The sequence below is a fragment of the Paenibacillus riograndensis SBR5 genome (assembly GCF_000981585.1).
Lineage (GTDB): Bacteria > Bacillota > Bacilli > Paenibacillales > Paenibacillaceae > Paenibacillus_AQ > Paenibacillus_AQ riograndensis.
The window spans coordinates 7,400,770-7,416,456 of sequence record NZ_LN831776.1; the positions used below are offsets into that span (position 1 = coordinate 7,400,770).

A 15,687-nucleotide genomic window follows, 5' to 3' on the forward strand; every position below is an offset into this window, starting at 1 on the left:
GCTGCCTTCAGCTTACTTGGCATTAAGTCCCCTAGGTGCTTGCTATATTGATCTCAAAATCCACCGATATCGTGCCTTTAATCACATTGCGGTCATGATCGACTTCAGCAGAAAGATCTACGCTGCGCATGGCGATTTCTTTGGCCCCAAAGCGCCTGCGGGCTAAGTAATAGGTAGCCAGTTCGCTGCGGAACCGGGCGTGGTGATCATCGGTGACGTGTTTATCGCGTTTGGTAAATATACCTGAGTATCTACGATAAGGAATGTACGATGAAAAGCGCTTTAATATGTGGTCCACATCCCAATGATAGCGGTTAGCTGTCTCTACAATTTTATATAAGGCTGTGAAAATCTCATTTTCCCTTTTCGAGACGAAATCGACATACTCGTCCAACACCTCTTTTTGTCCATCCATCAAGCGATTTAAATAAGTATTGGCCGTCCCCCACTCTTTAAATTGAGCTACAATTCGATTTACCTCCTCTCCCTCCTCCTGTATCCAGCTTCCATCTGTGTAGAGTGGCACAATTTCCAGAGCAGTCTTGTAATCCCCACGTTCCTCGTAGGTACATGAACGCATAAGTTGTGCGTATAGAATATAAAAATATAACGGCCTTTCTAATGCTGTGGTGTTGTTATGCTTGTGGTTTGCCCGACTGCGTAAATTATATTGAATAGAAGCGAGTCGGTGCAATTCCTGTGTCAGTTCTTCTGCCTTCTCCCAATGATGTAATGAATAATATACATGTACCAATTTCTTTATGGCATCCAACTGATGGGCCTCGTCGAGTCGATTCACATAGTTTTCAAATAGAGTAGCCTCTATCAAGTTCTGTTGAGGGTCATCTCCCAAAGAAATCATAAATAAACGGTACTGACAAAGCGCCAGACGTTCAGAATGCTGATACTTCTCGCTGGCAGCCACATTCTCATATATGATTGCAGCAGCCTGATGCTTATCCTGCTGGAAGAGTTCTTCCGCCAGATCAAACAACAGCGGCGCATAGACCAGATTGTCCAGCAGACCATGGACCAGTTGCTCAATGCAATCCAGACGTTCAAGCTGTGCAGAACGCAGAATAAAAGGCCGTAGTCGCCGCCAAGTTGGTGCCGAATCATACAAACATTCATTTACATATTTACTGTAAAAATAGTCCTCTGCCAGTCCCATAGTCTGGGTGATTCGTTCCAAGTGGCTCATAGCCATCGCCTGCCGGCCTTTCATGATCCGGCTCAGTGTTCCGGAATGAATACCGCTGAGTGCAGCAAATCTGTTAATTGACAGCTCCTCTTGTGCTAAGTACGCCCATAGCTCATCGCGAATTGTGACTGTATGCTCCAAGTCCATACCACCTTTATTCGTACTTATAATCAGGACACTATATCCTTTATTTGAAAGCCTATTTCTTACATAGTGAAAAATTCCACTTATGCGGGTGCGCGTCTCTGATTCATATGAATATTACTGTAATTGTTCAGCAACTTGTCCAGTTCTACCGATTGTCTGAGTACCTTGGGGTGGCTGAAACCACCATACTGCATTTGCATTTGATAAAGTTTACGTCTTACCCAATCAATACGAATTCTAATGAGTACTGCATTATTCATATCAGTTTTGTCTCCTCATGCAATATTTTAGATAATTATGTAAAATTGTGAAGTGTCATCATGGTTGCAGCGCCCTAATAATTTACCGTGGTAAAGGAATGCACATAAAAATACGCCTCCGGTTAACGGAGACGTCAAAATAATTTATACATTTATTATGATGATCGAGCGGTCTCCTCAAAACTTAAACACCCCAACCATGGCTTAACGACTGAACTAATGTCTGCGTATTATCAGCCTCAAGTACACCATTAACTTTGGAAATTTCGACCGAAATAAAAATTAAAATCGTTAAGCTACAAAAAGCTAATAGTAGTTTTTTTCCCATTTGATTCCTGCACCTCTCTTATTAGACTTTTGTATTTCCTTTTCTCGTCATCCTCTGCAATAGAGCGGTATTGTTCGAATAAATCGACACATTTAATGATATTACTCTCGTTATTTATTTTGGTAGATGATTCTAAACTTTCTAGTATGTAACGAATGCCTTCCTTTCTCTTATGTTGCAAAGAATAGGCAGCCAATTCAGTAAGAAACCTCGCATATTGATCAGACATAATCTGCTGGTTGTAATCACCTAATTCCGTAACATATGTTTGATGGGAAATAAGAGGTATATATCCAGAGAATCGTTCCAGTATGTGATCAACCTTCCAATGAAAACAGTTTGCCGATTTGATAATATTGTACAAAGCTATAAATATCTCGCCCGATTGTGAAGAGATATATTCCACATATTCATCCAGTACCTCTGCCTGCCCCTCTAACAAACGGTATAGATAGGTATTTGCTTTTCCCCATTCTCGGAATTGTAATAAGGTTCGCTGCACTTCTTCATCATTTTCCTTTATCCAACTTCCATCCGTGTAGAACGGTACCAATTCTAAAGCGGTTTTATAATCCCCACGTTCCTTATACACATTTGAACGCATTAAATATGCGTAAAGAATATAAAAATATAATGGTCTTTCAGAAGTTTTCTCGTTATCGTATTTCTGAGCAGAATGGCCCTTTAAATCATAACGAATCTTGGCAAGATGAAGCATTTCTTGGGCTAATTCCTCCACCTTACACCACTTATGTAGAGAACCATAAACATGTGCAAGGTGCCTCAAAGCATCCAACTGATCCGCCTCATCCAACCGGGGCACATAAGGTTCGAACAGCGTCGCCGCCCGCAGGTTCTCGCTCTGGTCGTCACCAAGCGCAATACGGAACAAGCGGTACTGACACATGGCAAGGCGTTCGGAATACTGGTATTTCTCGCTGGCGCTCACATTCTCGTATAACAATGCTGCCGCCTGCCATTGCCCTTGCTTGAATAATCCTTCAGCCACCTCAAACAGCGTAGGCACATTGTTCAGATTATCAAGCAGAATTTGCACCATGCGTTCGATACAATCCATGCGCCCAAGCTCAGCGCAGCGGATCATAAACGGCCGCAGCCGCCGCCAGGTGGGTGCCGAATAATAGAAGCACTCATCTACATACAAGCTGAAAAAGTGATCTTCCCCCTTCCCCATACCCTTGGTCAATAACTCCAGGTGACTCATGGCTATCGGCTGATTGCCTTTTACAATCCGGCTGAGTGTCCCGGAATTAATGCCGCATCTGTCTGCGAACTGATTAATGGACATGCACTGTTCAGATAAATAATCCGCTAGCTGATCTCGAATCGTGGCTGTAGACTCCAAGGAATCACCTCCTTTTGAATCCCAGAAAATAGGTTGTTGCCTGTATAACTGTAATCCTATGTGATAATATTCCAATGGTCAATATACTAGATTAGTCTAAAAAGTGAACACGGCAAATTATTTTAAAATTTAGGCAATAGGGTTGCCATTTCCTTATGAAACAAGGAGATTCACGTCAAAATGACCGCCAGAGCCGTACTCCCATGTACACCGCAATGCCCCAAATCAGCAGCGCTGAAACTGTGTTCAGCAGCCGGATCACTCTGCCGGAGGAATCCAGTCTGCCCAGCACCCGGCCGGCTGCTGCAAGGCTCAAAAACCACATCCAGGAGATCCCCGCCGCCGCAGCCGCAAACGCCCAGCGTTCAGCACCGGTATACTGCAGAGAATTGGTGCCGATGACACCCACTGTATCCAGCAGCGCATGCGGGTTCAGCAGAGACACAGAAAGGGCATAGCCTACCTGGCCTTTTAGCGAGAGTACCCGCGCCTCCCTGTCCCTCTCTCCCGGTGCTGCGTTCCATATTTTCCAGCCCATGATGCACAGAAATAAGATTCCCGCACCGTACACGATGGGTGTTACCCATTCCACGGAGAGCAGCACGAGCGAAATTCCACCGACAGCCGCAGCAATCAGCAGCGTATCACATACAGCCGCCGTAAGAACTACAGGCACCACTCTGCGGAACCGGGGCTGAAGCGCCCCTTGGTTAAAAACAAATATATTCTGTACGCCCAGCGGCAAAATAAGCCCAAAGGCCAATAAGATTCCATGCACAATAGCTTCCAGCATTCGTCTGCTCCTCCTCTCAGTATGCTTGCGGACGATTGAATTTGGTGAACAGCGGGACCAGATTTGAACGCTATAACCACTCCCACTTTTCGCCGCATGACTGATCTTACACCGCAACGGCAGAGCTCGTAACCAGCCAAATTCTCCAATTGCCACCCAACCAAACTAATGAGCACAGGCCAAAGGTGGTATACTCCAGATAAAAGAACTCCTGCCAGATCCGGCCTCGCTGTTCTTAACAAAAGACCTTCACAAAGGAGTTGGCATTTTGACCAACCAACATCAAAAGGAACAGGCACCGGGCAGATCATGGGCACCGGACCCGGCATCAGCGCTGCCGCTGCACAGGCAAATCTCCAATTATTTTATGGACAAAATCAGAAGTGGCGCTTGGCCGCCCGGAATGCGGCTGGCCCCTCAGCGCGAGCTGTGCCGCCAGCTGGGTGTGAACCGCAGCACAGTGGTAACTGCGCTGGGAGAACTGTCGGCGCTGGGACTCATCGAGGGCAGGCGGGGCGGCGGGACCCGGGTGGCCGATTTACGGGCCGCCGCAGCAGACGGGGCGGTTTCGTACGGTGACGGGGTGGCTACATCCGGTAGCCGAGCGGCTTCATACGGTAACGGGATGGCTACATCCGGTGACGGCGCAGGGACGGATATATTGCCGGTCCAGCCTGCCGGAAGCTGGAATTCTTATGTCGAAGAGGGCGTCCACTATCCCAATCTGCCTACGGTGCAGGACATCAACCGGCTGGAATATGAGCAGGGGCTGATCCGTCTAGGCACAGGAGAGCCGTCGCCCGGGCTGCTGCCCGGTGAGGCCATGACCCGTGTGCTGGCCGAGCTCTCCCGGCAGACGTTGCCACCGCTCTCCTATGAAGCGCCCCTCGGCAGCCTGGGACTGCGGAGAGCAGTAAGCTCCGAACTGGCGAAGAATGGCATACAGGCTGATCCAGACTCCATTCTGATTACCTCTGGAGCGCTCCAGGGCCTGCAGCTGATAGCGGTTGGCCTTTTGCCGCGCGGCTCTACCATTCTGCTGGAAAAGCCCTCCTATCTCTATTCCATTCATGCCTTCCAATCCGCCGGAGTGAAGTTCAACGGCCTGCCCATGGATGAGCATGGGCTGCTGACGGACCGGCTGGCCCGGGAAGCCCGCCGGACCAAGGCGGCTATGCTGTACAGCATCCCGTCGTTCCATAATCCGACGGGAATTCTGATGGACGCCCAGCGGCGGCAAAAGCTTATGGGTGTGACCGGCGGGCTTGGCCTGCCCATCCTGGAGGATGGAGCCTATCAGGAGCTCTGGCTCGACACGCCGCCTCCCCTCCCGCTGAAGGCGCTCGACCGCGAAGGCAGAGTGCTGCATCTCGGCACACTGTCGAAATCCGCCAGTCCGGGGCTGCGCATCGGCTGGATCGTTGGCCCGGAGCCTGTCGTGCGGCGGCTGGCCGACATTAAGATGCAGACCGACTACGGGGCAAGCTCGCTCTCGCAGCTTGCAGCCGCCCGATGGCTGGAGGGCGGGTATCATGAAGAGCATCTGCAGCGCCTGCGGGCCAGACTGCGGCAGCGGCGGGATGCTGCGCTTGCGCTGCTGCAGCGCCATTTTGCCGGACTGGCTGCATGGAACGTTCCGGCAGGCGGCTTCTACATCTGGCTGGCCCTGGACAAGCCGGTGCCGCTGCGGACGCTATTCCGCGCGGCCCATAAGGCCGGGCTGCTGCTGAACACAGGCGATCTGTACGACCGGAGCGACAGCCGCCATCTGCGGCTGTCCTACGTCTACGCCTCGCCTGCCGAACTGGAAACCGGCCTCCCCATATTGGCCGGACTGATCCGCAAGCTCCAGCGGCCCGGTTCCTGAACCGGTCTGCCGGCTAAATTCACTATATGTGTTATTATATCCCCCAATTAAGTTTCCTTTTTCCATTTAAATCTCAAGATTATTGATTCTGAGGAGAAATAGGTTCCCTTATTCCAACAAGCGCTGCTAGCAGCTATCCAACAGAATATCCTTCAGGGATTCCTGGTCATCGTTCTTGAGCATTATGTAATCTCTCTATAATCAAATGACAAAAAATAATATTTGTCATTTGATTGTCTTAGTGATATGCTGTGTACACAGAGGAGGTCGAACCCGTGAGCAAATCAAGCTCCTTTTTGAGTAAAACAGAAATTATGGATGCCGCCGAGCAGACGCTGCGCCGATTCGGGCCTGACAAGACCTCGGTAACCGATGTGGCCAAGCTCCTGGGTGTCAGCCATGGCACGCTTTATCGCCATTTTCCCAGCAAAGCCGCTCTGAGGGAGGCGGTAACGGAGCGCTGGCTGGAAGAGCAGATCGTTGTCCCGCTGGAACAGATTGTGAAGGCCCCGGCAGACAATGCGCTGGCGCAGCTAAAGGTATATATTGCCCGGCTGATTGAGCTGAAGCGTCACTATGCCGAACAGGATCGTGAAATGTTCAAGATGTACACGGACGTTACCATGGAAGCCGCTGAGTTGATTGAGGTGCATATCCAGCGGATTATGGAGCAGATGGGCATTCTGATTGACAGAGGAATTCAACAGAAGCGGATTGCACAAAGCGCAGCGACTAGCTCGCTTGCCCGTTCGCTTTTTCATGCCACCTCCAGATTTCACCATCCGGTTCATGCCCATGAATGGCGGAGTGCCAGCATAGAGCAGGAATTCGAGCAGCTCTGGCAGCTTCTGGAACAGGGGCTTACCGCTTCAATTCATTAGTAAAAATCCATAACATTTCAGGAGGAATATCAAATGAGTCAATCCCTGCAAGGTAAGGTTGCCATAGTTACCGGGTCATCGAGAGGCATTGGTCGGAGTGTCGCGGAGAGATTAGCGCAAGAGGGAGCTTCGGTAGTCATTAACTATTCAAGCAGCCCGAAGCAAGCGGAAGAGGTGGTCCAGGGCATTCAAGCCCAAGGCGGAAGCGCTGCTGCGCTTCAGGCCGACATCAGCAAGCCTGCACAGATTGAGCAGCTGTACAAGGATACCAAGGCATTGTTCGGAAAAATCGATATTGTGGTCAACAACGCGGGAATTATGATCAACAGCCTGATTGGAGAAGCCACCGAAGAACAGTTCGACAAGCAGTTCGCGATTAACGTCAAAGGAACCTACTTCTCCTGCCAGCAGGCCTTCTTTCACCTGGAACAGGGCGGGCGCATCATTAACTTCTCCACTTCGGTCAATGGGCAGATGTTCCCGGCTTACAGTATTTATGCCGGTACCAAAGGTGCAGTGGAGCAGTTCACCCGCCAGCTCGCCAAGGAGTTCGGCAGCAAAGGCATCACCATCAACGCGGTTGCTCCCGGTCCTGTTGCTACCGACCTGTTCCTGGAGGGCAAATCGGAAGCACAGCTTGAGGGGCTGAAGAAGACCAATGCCTTCGGACGGCTGGGCCAGCCGGAGGATATTGCCGGAGTGGTCAGCTTCCTCGCTGCAGAACAATCGGGATGGATCACCGGCCAGACACTGCGCGTGAATGGCGGATTTATCTAAGGCTGCATAGGCAAAACCACTACACAAGCCGTCCCTTCCCCGGGGCGGCTTGTGATGGTTATGCTGCCTTCATGGATGTCCACGATTTTTTTGACCAGCGACAAGCCAAGCCCGCTGCCGCCTCCGCTGGTGCTTCTGGCTTTGTCCACCTTATAGAAACGCTCGAAGATGCGGGGCAGGTCGTCCTCGGCAATCCCGATGCCGTTATCCTTGATTTCGACTTCCACCCGGTTATCCAGAGTCCGCAGACGGACCGTAATCATCCCGTCCTGGGGAGTGAATTTGATGCTGTTATGCAGCAGGTTGGTCCATACCTGACTCAGCAGGTCTTTTACCGCTTGGACAGTTACCTCCTCCAGTTCAGCCTCGACGTCGATATTCTTGTCCAGCCACTGCGGCTCACAAGCCAGAATCATCTCCTGGAGCTGCTTATCCAGCCGGTAGGCTGTGCGCTCGAACGGAAAGCTCTCCGCCTCCAGCGCCGACAGCTTCAGCAGATTGTCGCTGAGGCCGGAGAGGCGGCTGCCCTCTGCCTCAATAATATCGAGATAATGAGCCCTGCTCTCCGCACTCAGCCCTTCATCCCTCAGGGCGCGGGCGAAGCCGCGAATCGAGGTGAGCGGGGACTGAATCTCATGTGAGACGTTGGAGATAAAGTCCTGGCGCATCGTTTCCATCCGGCTCAGCTCGCTGGCCATTTCGTTGATGCCTTCGACGATACTGCCAAATTGCCCGTAGCGCCGGTCGTTCTCCAGCTCGACCTTGAAGTTCCCCTTGGAGATTTGCCGCATCGCTGTAATAATGGGGATATAAAAGGCCCGTTCATCTCCTCTCAGGCGTCCGACCAGCCCCGCGATCCCGGCCAGCAGAAACAGAATGAGAAACTGCAGCATCATCGTCAGCAATTGGGACTTATAGGGCGTAAGGGACCAGTTAAAGTGCTTCTCGAGCAGCTTTAGCCCGAAATACCCGCCGTTCCAGGAAAAATAGAAGCCTGCGATGACTATGGTTATCCCCATGACCCTTTTCACAATCTCTCCGGCTCTGCTTCTGCCCATCTATTTACCCACCTCCAGGCGGTAGCCCAGACCCCGGACCGTACGGATGGCAAAACCATAGTCCTCCCGGGGAAAACGGTCACGCAAACGGCCCACATGCACATCCAGCGTACGTTCATTTCCTTCAAAATCATATCCCCAGACCTCTTCAATCAGCCGGTCACGCGTCAGCGTCTGCCCCGGATAGCTGGCCAGTTTGAACAGCAGCTCAAACTCCTTCAGCGGCAGCGTAATGCTTCCCTGGTCTGCAGTCACCTCATAGGTTTTGCGGTTCATGCGCAAACCGCCGACATTGACGCTCTGTGCAGCAGAAATCTGGTACCGCTTCAGCAGGGCTTTGACCCTGGCGATCAGCACCGGAGGCTCGAACGGCTTGACCAGATAATCGTCGGTGCCCAGCTCGAAGCCTTTGACGATCTGCGAGGTTTCGCCTTTGGCCGTCAGCATCAGAATCGGAATATCATAGCTCCGGCGCAGTTCCTTGCACAGCTCCCAGCCATCCATATTCGGCATCATGACATCAATGACTGCAAGGTCGACTCCATTATCCTCAAGCAGCCGCAGCGCCTCGATGCCATCCGAAGCACCGAATACCTCCTCCATGCCTTCAGCTCTCAAAAAGACTTCCACCAATTCGCGGATGTGCGGATCGTCGTCCACTACCAGGATTTTGGCCATTCTTCGCCTCCCCCTTCTCTTCACCTCCGCCGGAAAGCACCGGTGAATTCAATTGCAGCTGCTGTTCGGCAAACTCCCGGTACAGCTCATGCTCCCGCAGCAGTTCTTCATGTGTTCCCCTGCCGGTAATCCGGCCCTTCTCCATAAAGATAATCTGATCCGCATTTACAACTGTCGCCAGCCGGTGCGCAATGACAATCGTCGTCCGTCCCTTCATCAGGTTGGACAGGGCTTTCTGCACCACTGCCTCCGACTGGCTGTCAAGGCTTGCGGTCGCTTCGTCGAGCATTAGAATCTTCGGATCACGCAGCAGCGCCCGGGCAATGGCGATCCGCTGGCGCTGTCCGCCGGACAGCTTCACTCCGCGTTCACCGACATCGGTATCATAGCCGTGCGGAAGCTCGCTGATGAAGCCGTCGGCATAAGCCATCGCCGCAGCACGGCGCAGTTCCTCCACGCCAACCTCACGGTTCAGGCCATAAGCGAGGTTGTCGGCAATCGTGCCGGAGAGCAGCGGGCTTTCCTGGGAAACATAGCCGATCAGCTTGCGCCAGGAACGCAGAGAGAAGGTCGATATCGGCTTCGCTCCCAGCTTAATCCCCCCGCTCTGCGGTTCATAAAACCTTTCCAGCAGCGAGAAAAGCGTCGTTTTGCCGCCGCCGCTCGGTCCGACAATTGCCGTCACCTGTCCCGGCAGCATGGAGAAGCTTACTCTGCTGAGCACCGGGTCGCCTGTTGTGTAGCCAAAGCTTAAATCATCGATCACAATAGGCTCTTCCGCACTCTTGGCTTCCTCCACCCCCTCGTAAATCTCCTCATCGGCCGCAAGAGTCTCTATGATCCGTTCGGAAGCGCCTTTGGCCTTTTGAATCTGGGTGAAGAACTGGGTCAGCTGGGTCAGCGGCATCACGATCTGAATCAAATACAGGATGAACGCGACCAGTTCCCCGGCCGTCAGCGCGCCGGAAGACACCTGCATTCCGCCGTAGCCGATAACGACCACCAGCAGCATCATGAATACGAAGGAGACCAGCGGACTGATCATGGCGCTGATTTTGCCCTCACGGATGCCGAAGGATAACAGGTTCATGATTCCGGTACGTCCGGCTTCATATTCCTTCTGTTCTGCACCGGAGGATTTCACCAGCCGGATCTCGGACAAAACGCCGCTGAGCGTAGCGGTGAAGGATGCGGTTTCGTCCTGCGTACCCTTGGAGATTTTGTACATCTGCCGGCCCAGCGGCACCAGAATCAGCGCGGACAACGGGAGTACGGTGAACAGCACCAGCGTCATTTGCCAGTTCAGATAGAGCAGCACGGCAATTGAGCCGACGATAGAGATCACCCCGGTGAACAGGCTCGCTAAATGTTCTGAGATCAGGGTTTTGATAATCCCTGTGTCGTTCGTCATCCGGCTGACACTCTCTCCGGTGCGGTTGTCGTTGTAGTAAGCTACCGGCAGTACGAGAAATTTACGCCACAACCGGTCCCGCAGTCCCGCTACAGCCTTCTGTCCGACATAATTCAGCAGGTAGATCGAGACTCCTCCGGCAATCGTCTGGGCAATAAAAGCACCGGCAATCCCGGCAATCTGCAGCTTGCTGACCGAAGCCAGGGAGAAGCCGTCGACCAGATTCTTGGTGAACATGGGAATCACAAGACCCACCAGGGTCGATATCATGCTAAGCGCAACAGCAAACGCCAATAGCCCATAGGAAGGCTTGGTACTGTGCAGGAGCTTCAAAAAAGACTTCAAGGACGCCCCCTGCTTCTTGTCAGATTGTTTATTATTCATGGATGTTCCCCTTTTCCAGCGGATCAATTTCAAGGACGTCTGTGGTCCCCTTCCGCCTTAAATCTACTGTAACCCGGCAATGTAAACTGGAATTAAACAGAGGAATCATCCGCCGGTGTGGAAACCAGCTCCAGGGCCGCTGCATAATCCTCCGGTGTGTTCATGTTGTATAAAGGTGAAGGCTCCGGACCGCCCGTGAAGCCTGCTTCCGGAATATAGAGCACCTCCAGAGCGTCCAGGCATTCCATGACTCTGAACCGCCGCCCGTGCAGCGCTTCTTCCAGAACCGGCAGCACACGTTTATGGTAGAGCCCCAGCAGGGGCTGAACACGGCCGGTGATGGACTCTGGAACCGCAGCGTCTATCTGCAGGCTGCCCCCGCTATAATTGCGGATCAGATCCCGGCCGGGCTCCGCAGCCGAACTCATCATATACCGCATAAATTCCGCTGAAGCAAACGGCAGATCACAGGCAGCCACTACGCTCCATTCCGTGGGCGATTGGAGCAGCGCCGCATGAAGCCCGGCCAGCGGGCCGCAGCCCGGATAAAGGTCCGGCACCTGGGTCAGCCCCAAAAACCGGTATTCCTCCCGCTCCTGCTCCCCGCAGGCTATGACCGGGCCTGCAGCCACCTTGGACAGCTCATCCGCCAGGCGGGCAATGACCGGTCTGCCGCCGAGACCGAGCAGCGCCTTATCGCGCCCCATACGTCTGGAATATCCCCCCGACAGCAAAATCCCCGAAAACTGAGGCATCTTTTCCCCTCCAGGCTCTCATATTTATAGCATTCTGAAGTTATCGTATCAGACTTCACAGCAGGAGAACAGCGGCAGACCTTTGCAGCAGAACAGGAACCAACCGGCTGTGCCCTCCTTGACTGGATAGATTTCAGTTTAGCGTTGCCTGTTAGAACCTTTTTTGAATCCTTGGACAATTCCAAGTGGAAAAAGGGTAACTAATTTGCCCAAGCACCCTGTTGTCCGCAGGTTAAGTGGAAAAAGGGTAACTAATTCAGCTCATTTCACCCCTGACTAAGCAATATGGCCCAATTAAGTTCCCTTTTTCCACCTAAAACTCCTAATTGTTGATTTTGGGGAGAAATAAGTTCCCTTTTTCCACCTAGTACTGCTCATCTGCTTCTTCGCAAGCGTTCGTTGGATAACGGCTATCGAATCCGGCTGGTTTCCACCCGTTCGAGTGAATTCGCTTTATTCACACCTGCTACTCCCCAACTTCGTACCTATTTTATCCACAAAGACGGTCATCGTAATTTCCTATGTAACAAAACAGACTGTTGATTTTGCAGAGGTCTGTGCTACTCTATGTTCGGAGGGGACGCTGTTCTCCGGCAGCCGGGACGGCTGGCAAACCAATCACACCCGTGCAAAAATGTTAACGTAAACATTTCTTAAGATCTTCCCTGACAAAGGAGTCATTTCATGAAGCGCTATCTCGTCGACAGGCCTATTCAATCCAAATTGCTGATCTGCTTCCTGCCCATCCTGGTTTTATCCGTTGTTCTAACCGGCTTCTTCTCATATCTGTCCTCAAGCCGGCAATTAAAAGAAAACGCTTTCTATGCGCTGTCTGACACCACCCATCAAACCGCCCTGTTCATGAACGATAAATTCATGACCATATTCGAGCAGTTAGTCAGGCTTGAGCGCAATGATGCCCTGGGCAATATTCTCTCCGGGGAAGGGCAGACAGCAGAGCAGCACCGGTATGATGATCTGATCGAGCTGCACAAGCAGCTTGACGATGTATACCATTCCTATTTTCAAATGATTGATTCCATCTTCGTGGCCTTCAATAACGGGAGGTCCTTCAATTTGCAGCAGGAATACGTCCCCCGGAAGGTACATATTGATCTGGGCGACTGGCTGAAACGCTATAACACTTCGAAGAAGGGGTACTACTGGCTGAACAGCCATAAAGACACCGTCTTCGAAACCGTGGAACAGCGAAAGGTAATGAGCAGCTTCAAAATCATCGGCACCGAAAGCTCTCCGGTCAGCGGCATTGTGCTGATTAATTTACGGGAGAGCTATTTTCTCGACATTATGGAGAATGTGAATATCTCTCCTGGCGGGACACTGGTGCTGATCAGTCCGGAAGGCGCTTTATTCTCCAAAGAGCTGGATAAGGGGTATGAGCTGAGCGGAGACACGATCACCGCGCTAAGAAACAGCACTGCCAGCAGCGGCAGCTTCTCGACGGACAGCAAAGAAGGCCGTAAAATGGCTATCGCCTACAATACCCTTCCGCTTAACCATTGGGTGCTTGCGGCTGTTGTTCCCGAGAAGGACATTCTGGAGGGTGCCAACCGGATCAAGTATATCACTCTGGTGATTATGGTCTTCATTCTTATCGTGGTCAGTCTGGCGGCCGCAGTGGTCGCACGCAACCTCAGCAACCCCCTCCGCTACCTGTCCAAGCAGGTTAAGCGCTTCGAACGGGGCGATTTCACCGTCAGCTTCGCTCTGGACCAGCATAATGAAATGGGTGTTCTGGCCCGCGGGCTCTCCGGGCTGCTGGCTTCGGTTGTCCAACTGCTGGATAAGGTGCGCAGCGAGCAGGAGAAAAAGCGCCAGATTGAGCTTCAGGCCATGCAGGCGCAGATTCAGCCGCATTTTCTCTACAACACGCTTAGTTCGATTAAGCATCTGATCGATATGAATGAGCGGCAGCGGGCCTCGACGATGGTTAGCGCACTAACCTCCTATTTTCGGATCAGCATCAGCAAAGGCCGGGAGATCATTCCCGTCCGGGAGGAGATGGAGCATGTGCGCAGCTACCTGATGATTCTGAACATCCGCTACAGCCAGGAGTTTGACTACGAAATCAATGTGGCGGACGAGCTTCTGGAGCTTCCCATTCTCAAGCTGACGCTCCAGCCCATCGTCGAAAATGCCATTTACCACGGCATCAAAAACAAACACGGCCAGGGCCATCTTTCCGTTACCGGCTACCGCGAGGGGGATAACGCCGTTTTTGAAGTATACGACAATGGACATGGCATCAGTGAGGCCAAGCTCTCGCAGCTTCGGGCGTCACTGCAATCGGATACGGCCGCATATGAGGCCATCACTTACGGGCTATGGAACGCGCATATGCGCATTGTGCTGCATTTCGGGAGCAGCTACGGATTACAGCTGGACAGCGAAGAAGGAGTATACACACGGGTGAAGGTATACCTTCCCTATGCCAACGAGGCGAAAGGAGAGAGTACCGATGCTTAAACTGCTGATTGTGGACGATGACAAGTGGATTCGGGAAGGCCTGCGGGCCAACGTAAACTGGAGCCGGGAAGGCATTGAAGTAGTTGCAACCGCTGCCAACGGCGAGGAGGGCTGGGAGCTGGTGCAGAAGCTCCGGCCGGACATCCTACTGACGGATATTCAAATGCCGCTGCTGGACGGCCTGCAGCTTGCCGAGAAGGTTAATGAGCGTTACGCCTTGACCAAGATTATTTTCCTGACCGGCTACGACGATTTCTCCTATGCCAAGAAGGCTCTGGACCTGCAGGCTTCCGGTTATATTCTGAAATACGAGGACAATGAGGTTATCCTGCAATCCGTTGCCGGGACAGGGAACAATCTGCGGAGGGAGAAGCGTGAACTGGAAAAGGCCAGAAAGAGCCAGAGCCTGATTGAGAATAAATTTTTTGCCGACCTGCTGTCGGGGGTTCCCAGTGTGGATTGGGCCCGCCGGGAGATGGAGCTTCTGGGAATCCAATCGGAAGGCCCCTATTTCCGGGTCGCGGTGATCCAGCCTGAAGATCTGCAGCGCTTCTCCCGGCCCGGAATAATGGAGAACACCGAGCTGCTGCTGTTCTCCATTCAGAACATATGTGCAGAGCTGTTCACAAGCCGCCTGCCCAAGCCTTTTTTTGTCCCTTATAACCACCGGATCAATATTATCTTTAACCTGGCAGACACAGACGGGGCATCATCATCGGGCTGCTCACTGGCCACACTTTTGGAGGACATCCGCCATACGATTGAGACCTGTCTGAAGATCCCTGTCAGCATCGGTGTGGGTACAGTCTGCGAAGGCTTCGGGCAAATCCCCCAATCCTACAACAAGGCCCTGACTGCGGCCCATATGAAGGATGTCGCGGGCAGACCCGGACTTTTTTTCTGTGACGAGCTGAGCCATTCCCAGCATTCCCACCATACCCTGCTGAAGCAGATGGAGAGCTATATTCACAAAAATTATGCCGACGAGAACCTCAGCCTTGCAGCCATCGCCGGTGAAATTCACATTTCTCCGTCGTATGTAAGCACATTGTTCAAAAAATACAGGGAAATCAACGTCATTGAATACGTAATCCGCATCCGGATGGAAAAAGCCGCTGAGCTGCTGAAGCAGACGGATTGCAAATCCTATGAGATCAGTGAAAAGGTAGGATACGGCAATCCCCAATATTTCAGCGTGCTGTTCAAAAAGCATTTTGGCATGTCCCCGTCCGATTACCGGAAATCACAGCGGGATGAACTGTCAAAGAAAACAAACAACCTTTGAAATATATCT

General features: G+C 52.1%; 13 protein-coding genes. 5 read left to right on the top strand and 8 right to left on the bottom strand.

All coding sequences use genetic code 11. The features are described from left to right. Positions 1 to 31: 31 nt before the first annotated feature. From PRIO_RS31275 to PRIO_RS31290, 4 genes are all read right to left on the bottom strand, one after another. Positions 32 to 1,342 (bottom strand): helix-turn-helix domain-containing protein, encoded by a 1,311-nt coding sequence (locus tag PRIO_RS31275; RefSeq protein WP_020426783.1) that lies wholly within the window; start codon positions 1,340 to 1,342, stop codon positions 32 to 34. A gap of 86 nt (positions 1,343 to 1,428) precedes the next feature. Further along, positions 1,429 to 1,608, bottom strand: coding sequence for an aspartyl-phosphate phosphatase Spo0E family protein (locus PRIO_RS37370; protein ID WP_020426782.1), 180 nt, complete (start codon positions 1,606 to 1,608; stop codon positions 1,429 to 1,431). Between the two features lie 296 nt (positions 1,609 to 1,904). Then, positions 1,905 to 3,302 carry a helix-turn-helix domain-containing protein gene (locus tag PRIO_RS31285; RefSeq protein WP_231869782.1) on the bottom strand — a complete coding sequence of 466 codons (1,398 nt, stop codon included), beginning with the start codon at positions 3,300 to 3,302 and terminating at the stop codon, positions 1,905 to 1,907. A gap of 175 nt (positions 3,303 to 3,477) precedes the next feature. Then, on the bottom strand, positions 3,478 to 4,095 hold the full coding sequence (locus PRIO_RS31290) for a LysE/ArgO family amino acid transporter (RefSeq protein ID WP_020425704.1): 618 nt from the start codon (positions 4,093 to 4,095) through the stop codon (positions 3,478 to 3,480). A 268-nt stretch (positions 4,096 to 4,363) separates the two neighbouring features. On the opposite strand from PRIO_RS31290, the gene PRIO_RS31295 reads away from it, so the two are divergent. The 3 genes from PRIO_RS31295 to PRIO_RS31305 all read left to right on the top strand — a co-directional run bounded on the left by PRIO_RS31295 (position 4,364) and on the right by PRIO_RS31305 (position 7,620). Further along, positions 4,364 to 5,962, top strand: coding sequence for an aminotransferase-like domain-containing protein (locus tag PRIO_RS31295; RefSeq protein WP_046506007.1), 1,599 nt, complete (start codon positions 4,364 to 4,366; stop codon positions 5,960 to 5,962). A gap of 275 nt (positions 5,963 to 6,237) precedes the next feature. Then, on the top strand, positions 6,238 to 6,843 hold the full coding sequence (locus PRIO_RS31300; RefSeq protein WP_020425567.1) for a TetR/AcrR family transcriptional regulator: 606 nt from the start codon (positions 6,238 to 6,240) through the stop codon (positions 6,841 to 6,843). Between the two features lie 33 nt (positions 6,844 to 6,876). Continuing rightward, positions 6,877 to 7,620: an SDR family oxidoreductase gene (locus PRIO_RS31305; RefSeq protein ID WP_020425566.1), complete on the top strand. Its 744-nt coding sequence runs from the start codon at positions 6,877 to 6,879 to the stop codon at positions 7,618 to 7,620. Here the strand turns inward: PRIO_RS31305 and PRIO_RS31310 are convergent. From PRIO_RS31310 to mobA, 4 genes are all read right to left on the bottom strand, one after another. Then, positions 7,617 to 8,678, bottom strand: a complete 1,062-nt coding sequence (locus PRIO_RS31310; RefSeq protein ID WP_020425565.1) for a sensor histidine kinase — start codon at positions 8,676 to 8,678, stop codon at positions 7,617 to 7,619. The two genes, PRIO_RS31305 and PRIO_RS31310, sit on opposite strands and share 4 nt — an antisense overlap. Next, positions 8,679 to 9,356, bottom strand: coding sequence for a response regulator transcription factor (locus PRIO_RS31315; RefSeq protein ID WP_020425564.1), 678 nt, complete (start codon positions 9,354 to 9,356; stop codon positions 8,679 to 8,681). After that, a complete protein-coding gene (locus PRIO_RS31320) occupies positions 9,286 to 11,151 on the bottom strand; it encodes an ABC transporter ATP-binding protein (RefSeq protein WP_020425563.1) in 1,866 nt (621 codons plus the stop codon). Before PRIO_RS31320 ends, PRIO_RS31315 begins: the two co-directional genes overlap by 71 nt. 92 nt (positions 11,152 to 11,243) lie before the next feature. After that, positions 11,244 to 11,906: a molybdenum cofactor guanylyltransferase gene (mobA, locus tag PRIO_RS31325; RefSeq protein WP_020425562.1), complete on the bottom strand. Its 663-nt coding sequence runs from the start codon at positions 11,904 to 11,906 to the stop codon at positions 11,244 to 11,246. Positions 11,907 to 12,590: 684 nt separating this feature from the next. Here mobA and PRIO_RS31330 point away from each other — a divergent pair. Both PRIO_RS31330 and PRIO_RS31335 read left to right on the top strand, forming a co-directional pair. Further along, positions 12,591 to 14,393: a sensor histidine kinase gene (locus tag PRIO_RS31330; protein ID WP_020425561.1), complete on the top strand. Its 1,803-nt coding sequence runs from the start codon at positions 12,591 to 12,593 to the stop codon at positions 14,391 to 14,393. After that, entirely contained in the window at positions 14,386 to 15,678 is a 1,293-nt protein-coding gene (locus tag PRIO_RS31335; RefSeq protein ID WP_020425560.1) for a response regulator transcription factor, read from the top strand. The genes PRIO_RS31330 and PRIO_RS31335 overlap by 8 nt, the downstream gene beginning before the upstream one ends. The last annotated feature ends 9 nt before the right edge of the window (positions 15,679 to 15,687 follow it).

Excerpts from the sequence above, each read along its gene's own strand:
- PRIO_RS37370 (WP_020426782.1), bottom strand. The coding sequence starts at position 1,608 with ATGAATAATGCAGTACTCATTAGAATTCGTATTGATTGGGTAAGACGT.
- PRIO_RS31305 (WP_020425566.1), top strand. The coding sequence starts at position 6,877 with ATGAGTCAATCCCTGCAAGGTAAGGTTGCCATAGTTACCGGGTCATCG.
- PRIO_RS31320 (WP_020425563.1), bottom strand. The coding sequence starts at position 11,151 with ATGAATAATAAACAATCTGACAAGAAGCAGGGGGCGTCCTTGAAGTCT.
- PRIO_RS31315 (WP_020425564.1), bottom strand. The coding sequence starts at position 9,356 with ATGGCCAAAATCCTGGTAGTGGACGACGATCCGCACATCCGCGAATTG.
- PRIO_RS31310 (WP_020425565.1), bottom strand. The coding sequence starts at position 8,678 with ATGGGCAGAAGCAGAGCCGGAGAGATTGTGAAAAGGGTCATGGGGATA.
- mobA (WP_020425562.1), bottom strand. The coding sequence starts at position 11,906 with ATGCCTCAGTTTTCGGGGATTTTGCTGTCGGGGGGATATTCCAGACGT.
- PRIO_RS31330 (WP_020425561.1), top strand. The coding sequence starts at position 12,591 with ATGAAGCGCTATCTCGTCGACAGGCCTATTCAATCCAAATTGCTGATC.
- PRIO_RS31290 (WP_020425704.1), bottom strand. The coding sequence starts at position 4,095 with ATGCTGGAAGCTATTGTGCATGGAATCTTATTGGCCTTTGGGCTTATT.
- PRIO_RS31335 (WP_020425560.1), top strand. The coding sequence starts at position 14,386 with ATGCTTAAACTGCTGATTGTGGACGATGACAAGTGGATTCGGGAAGGC.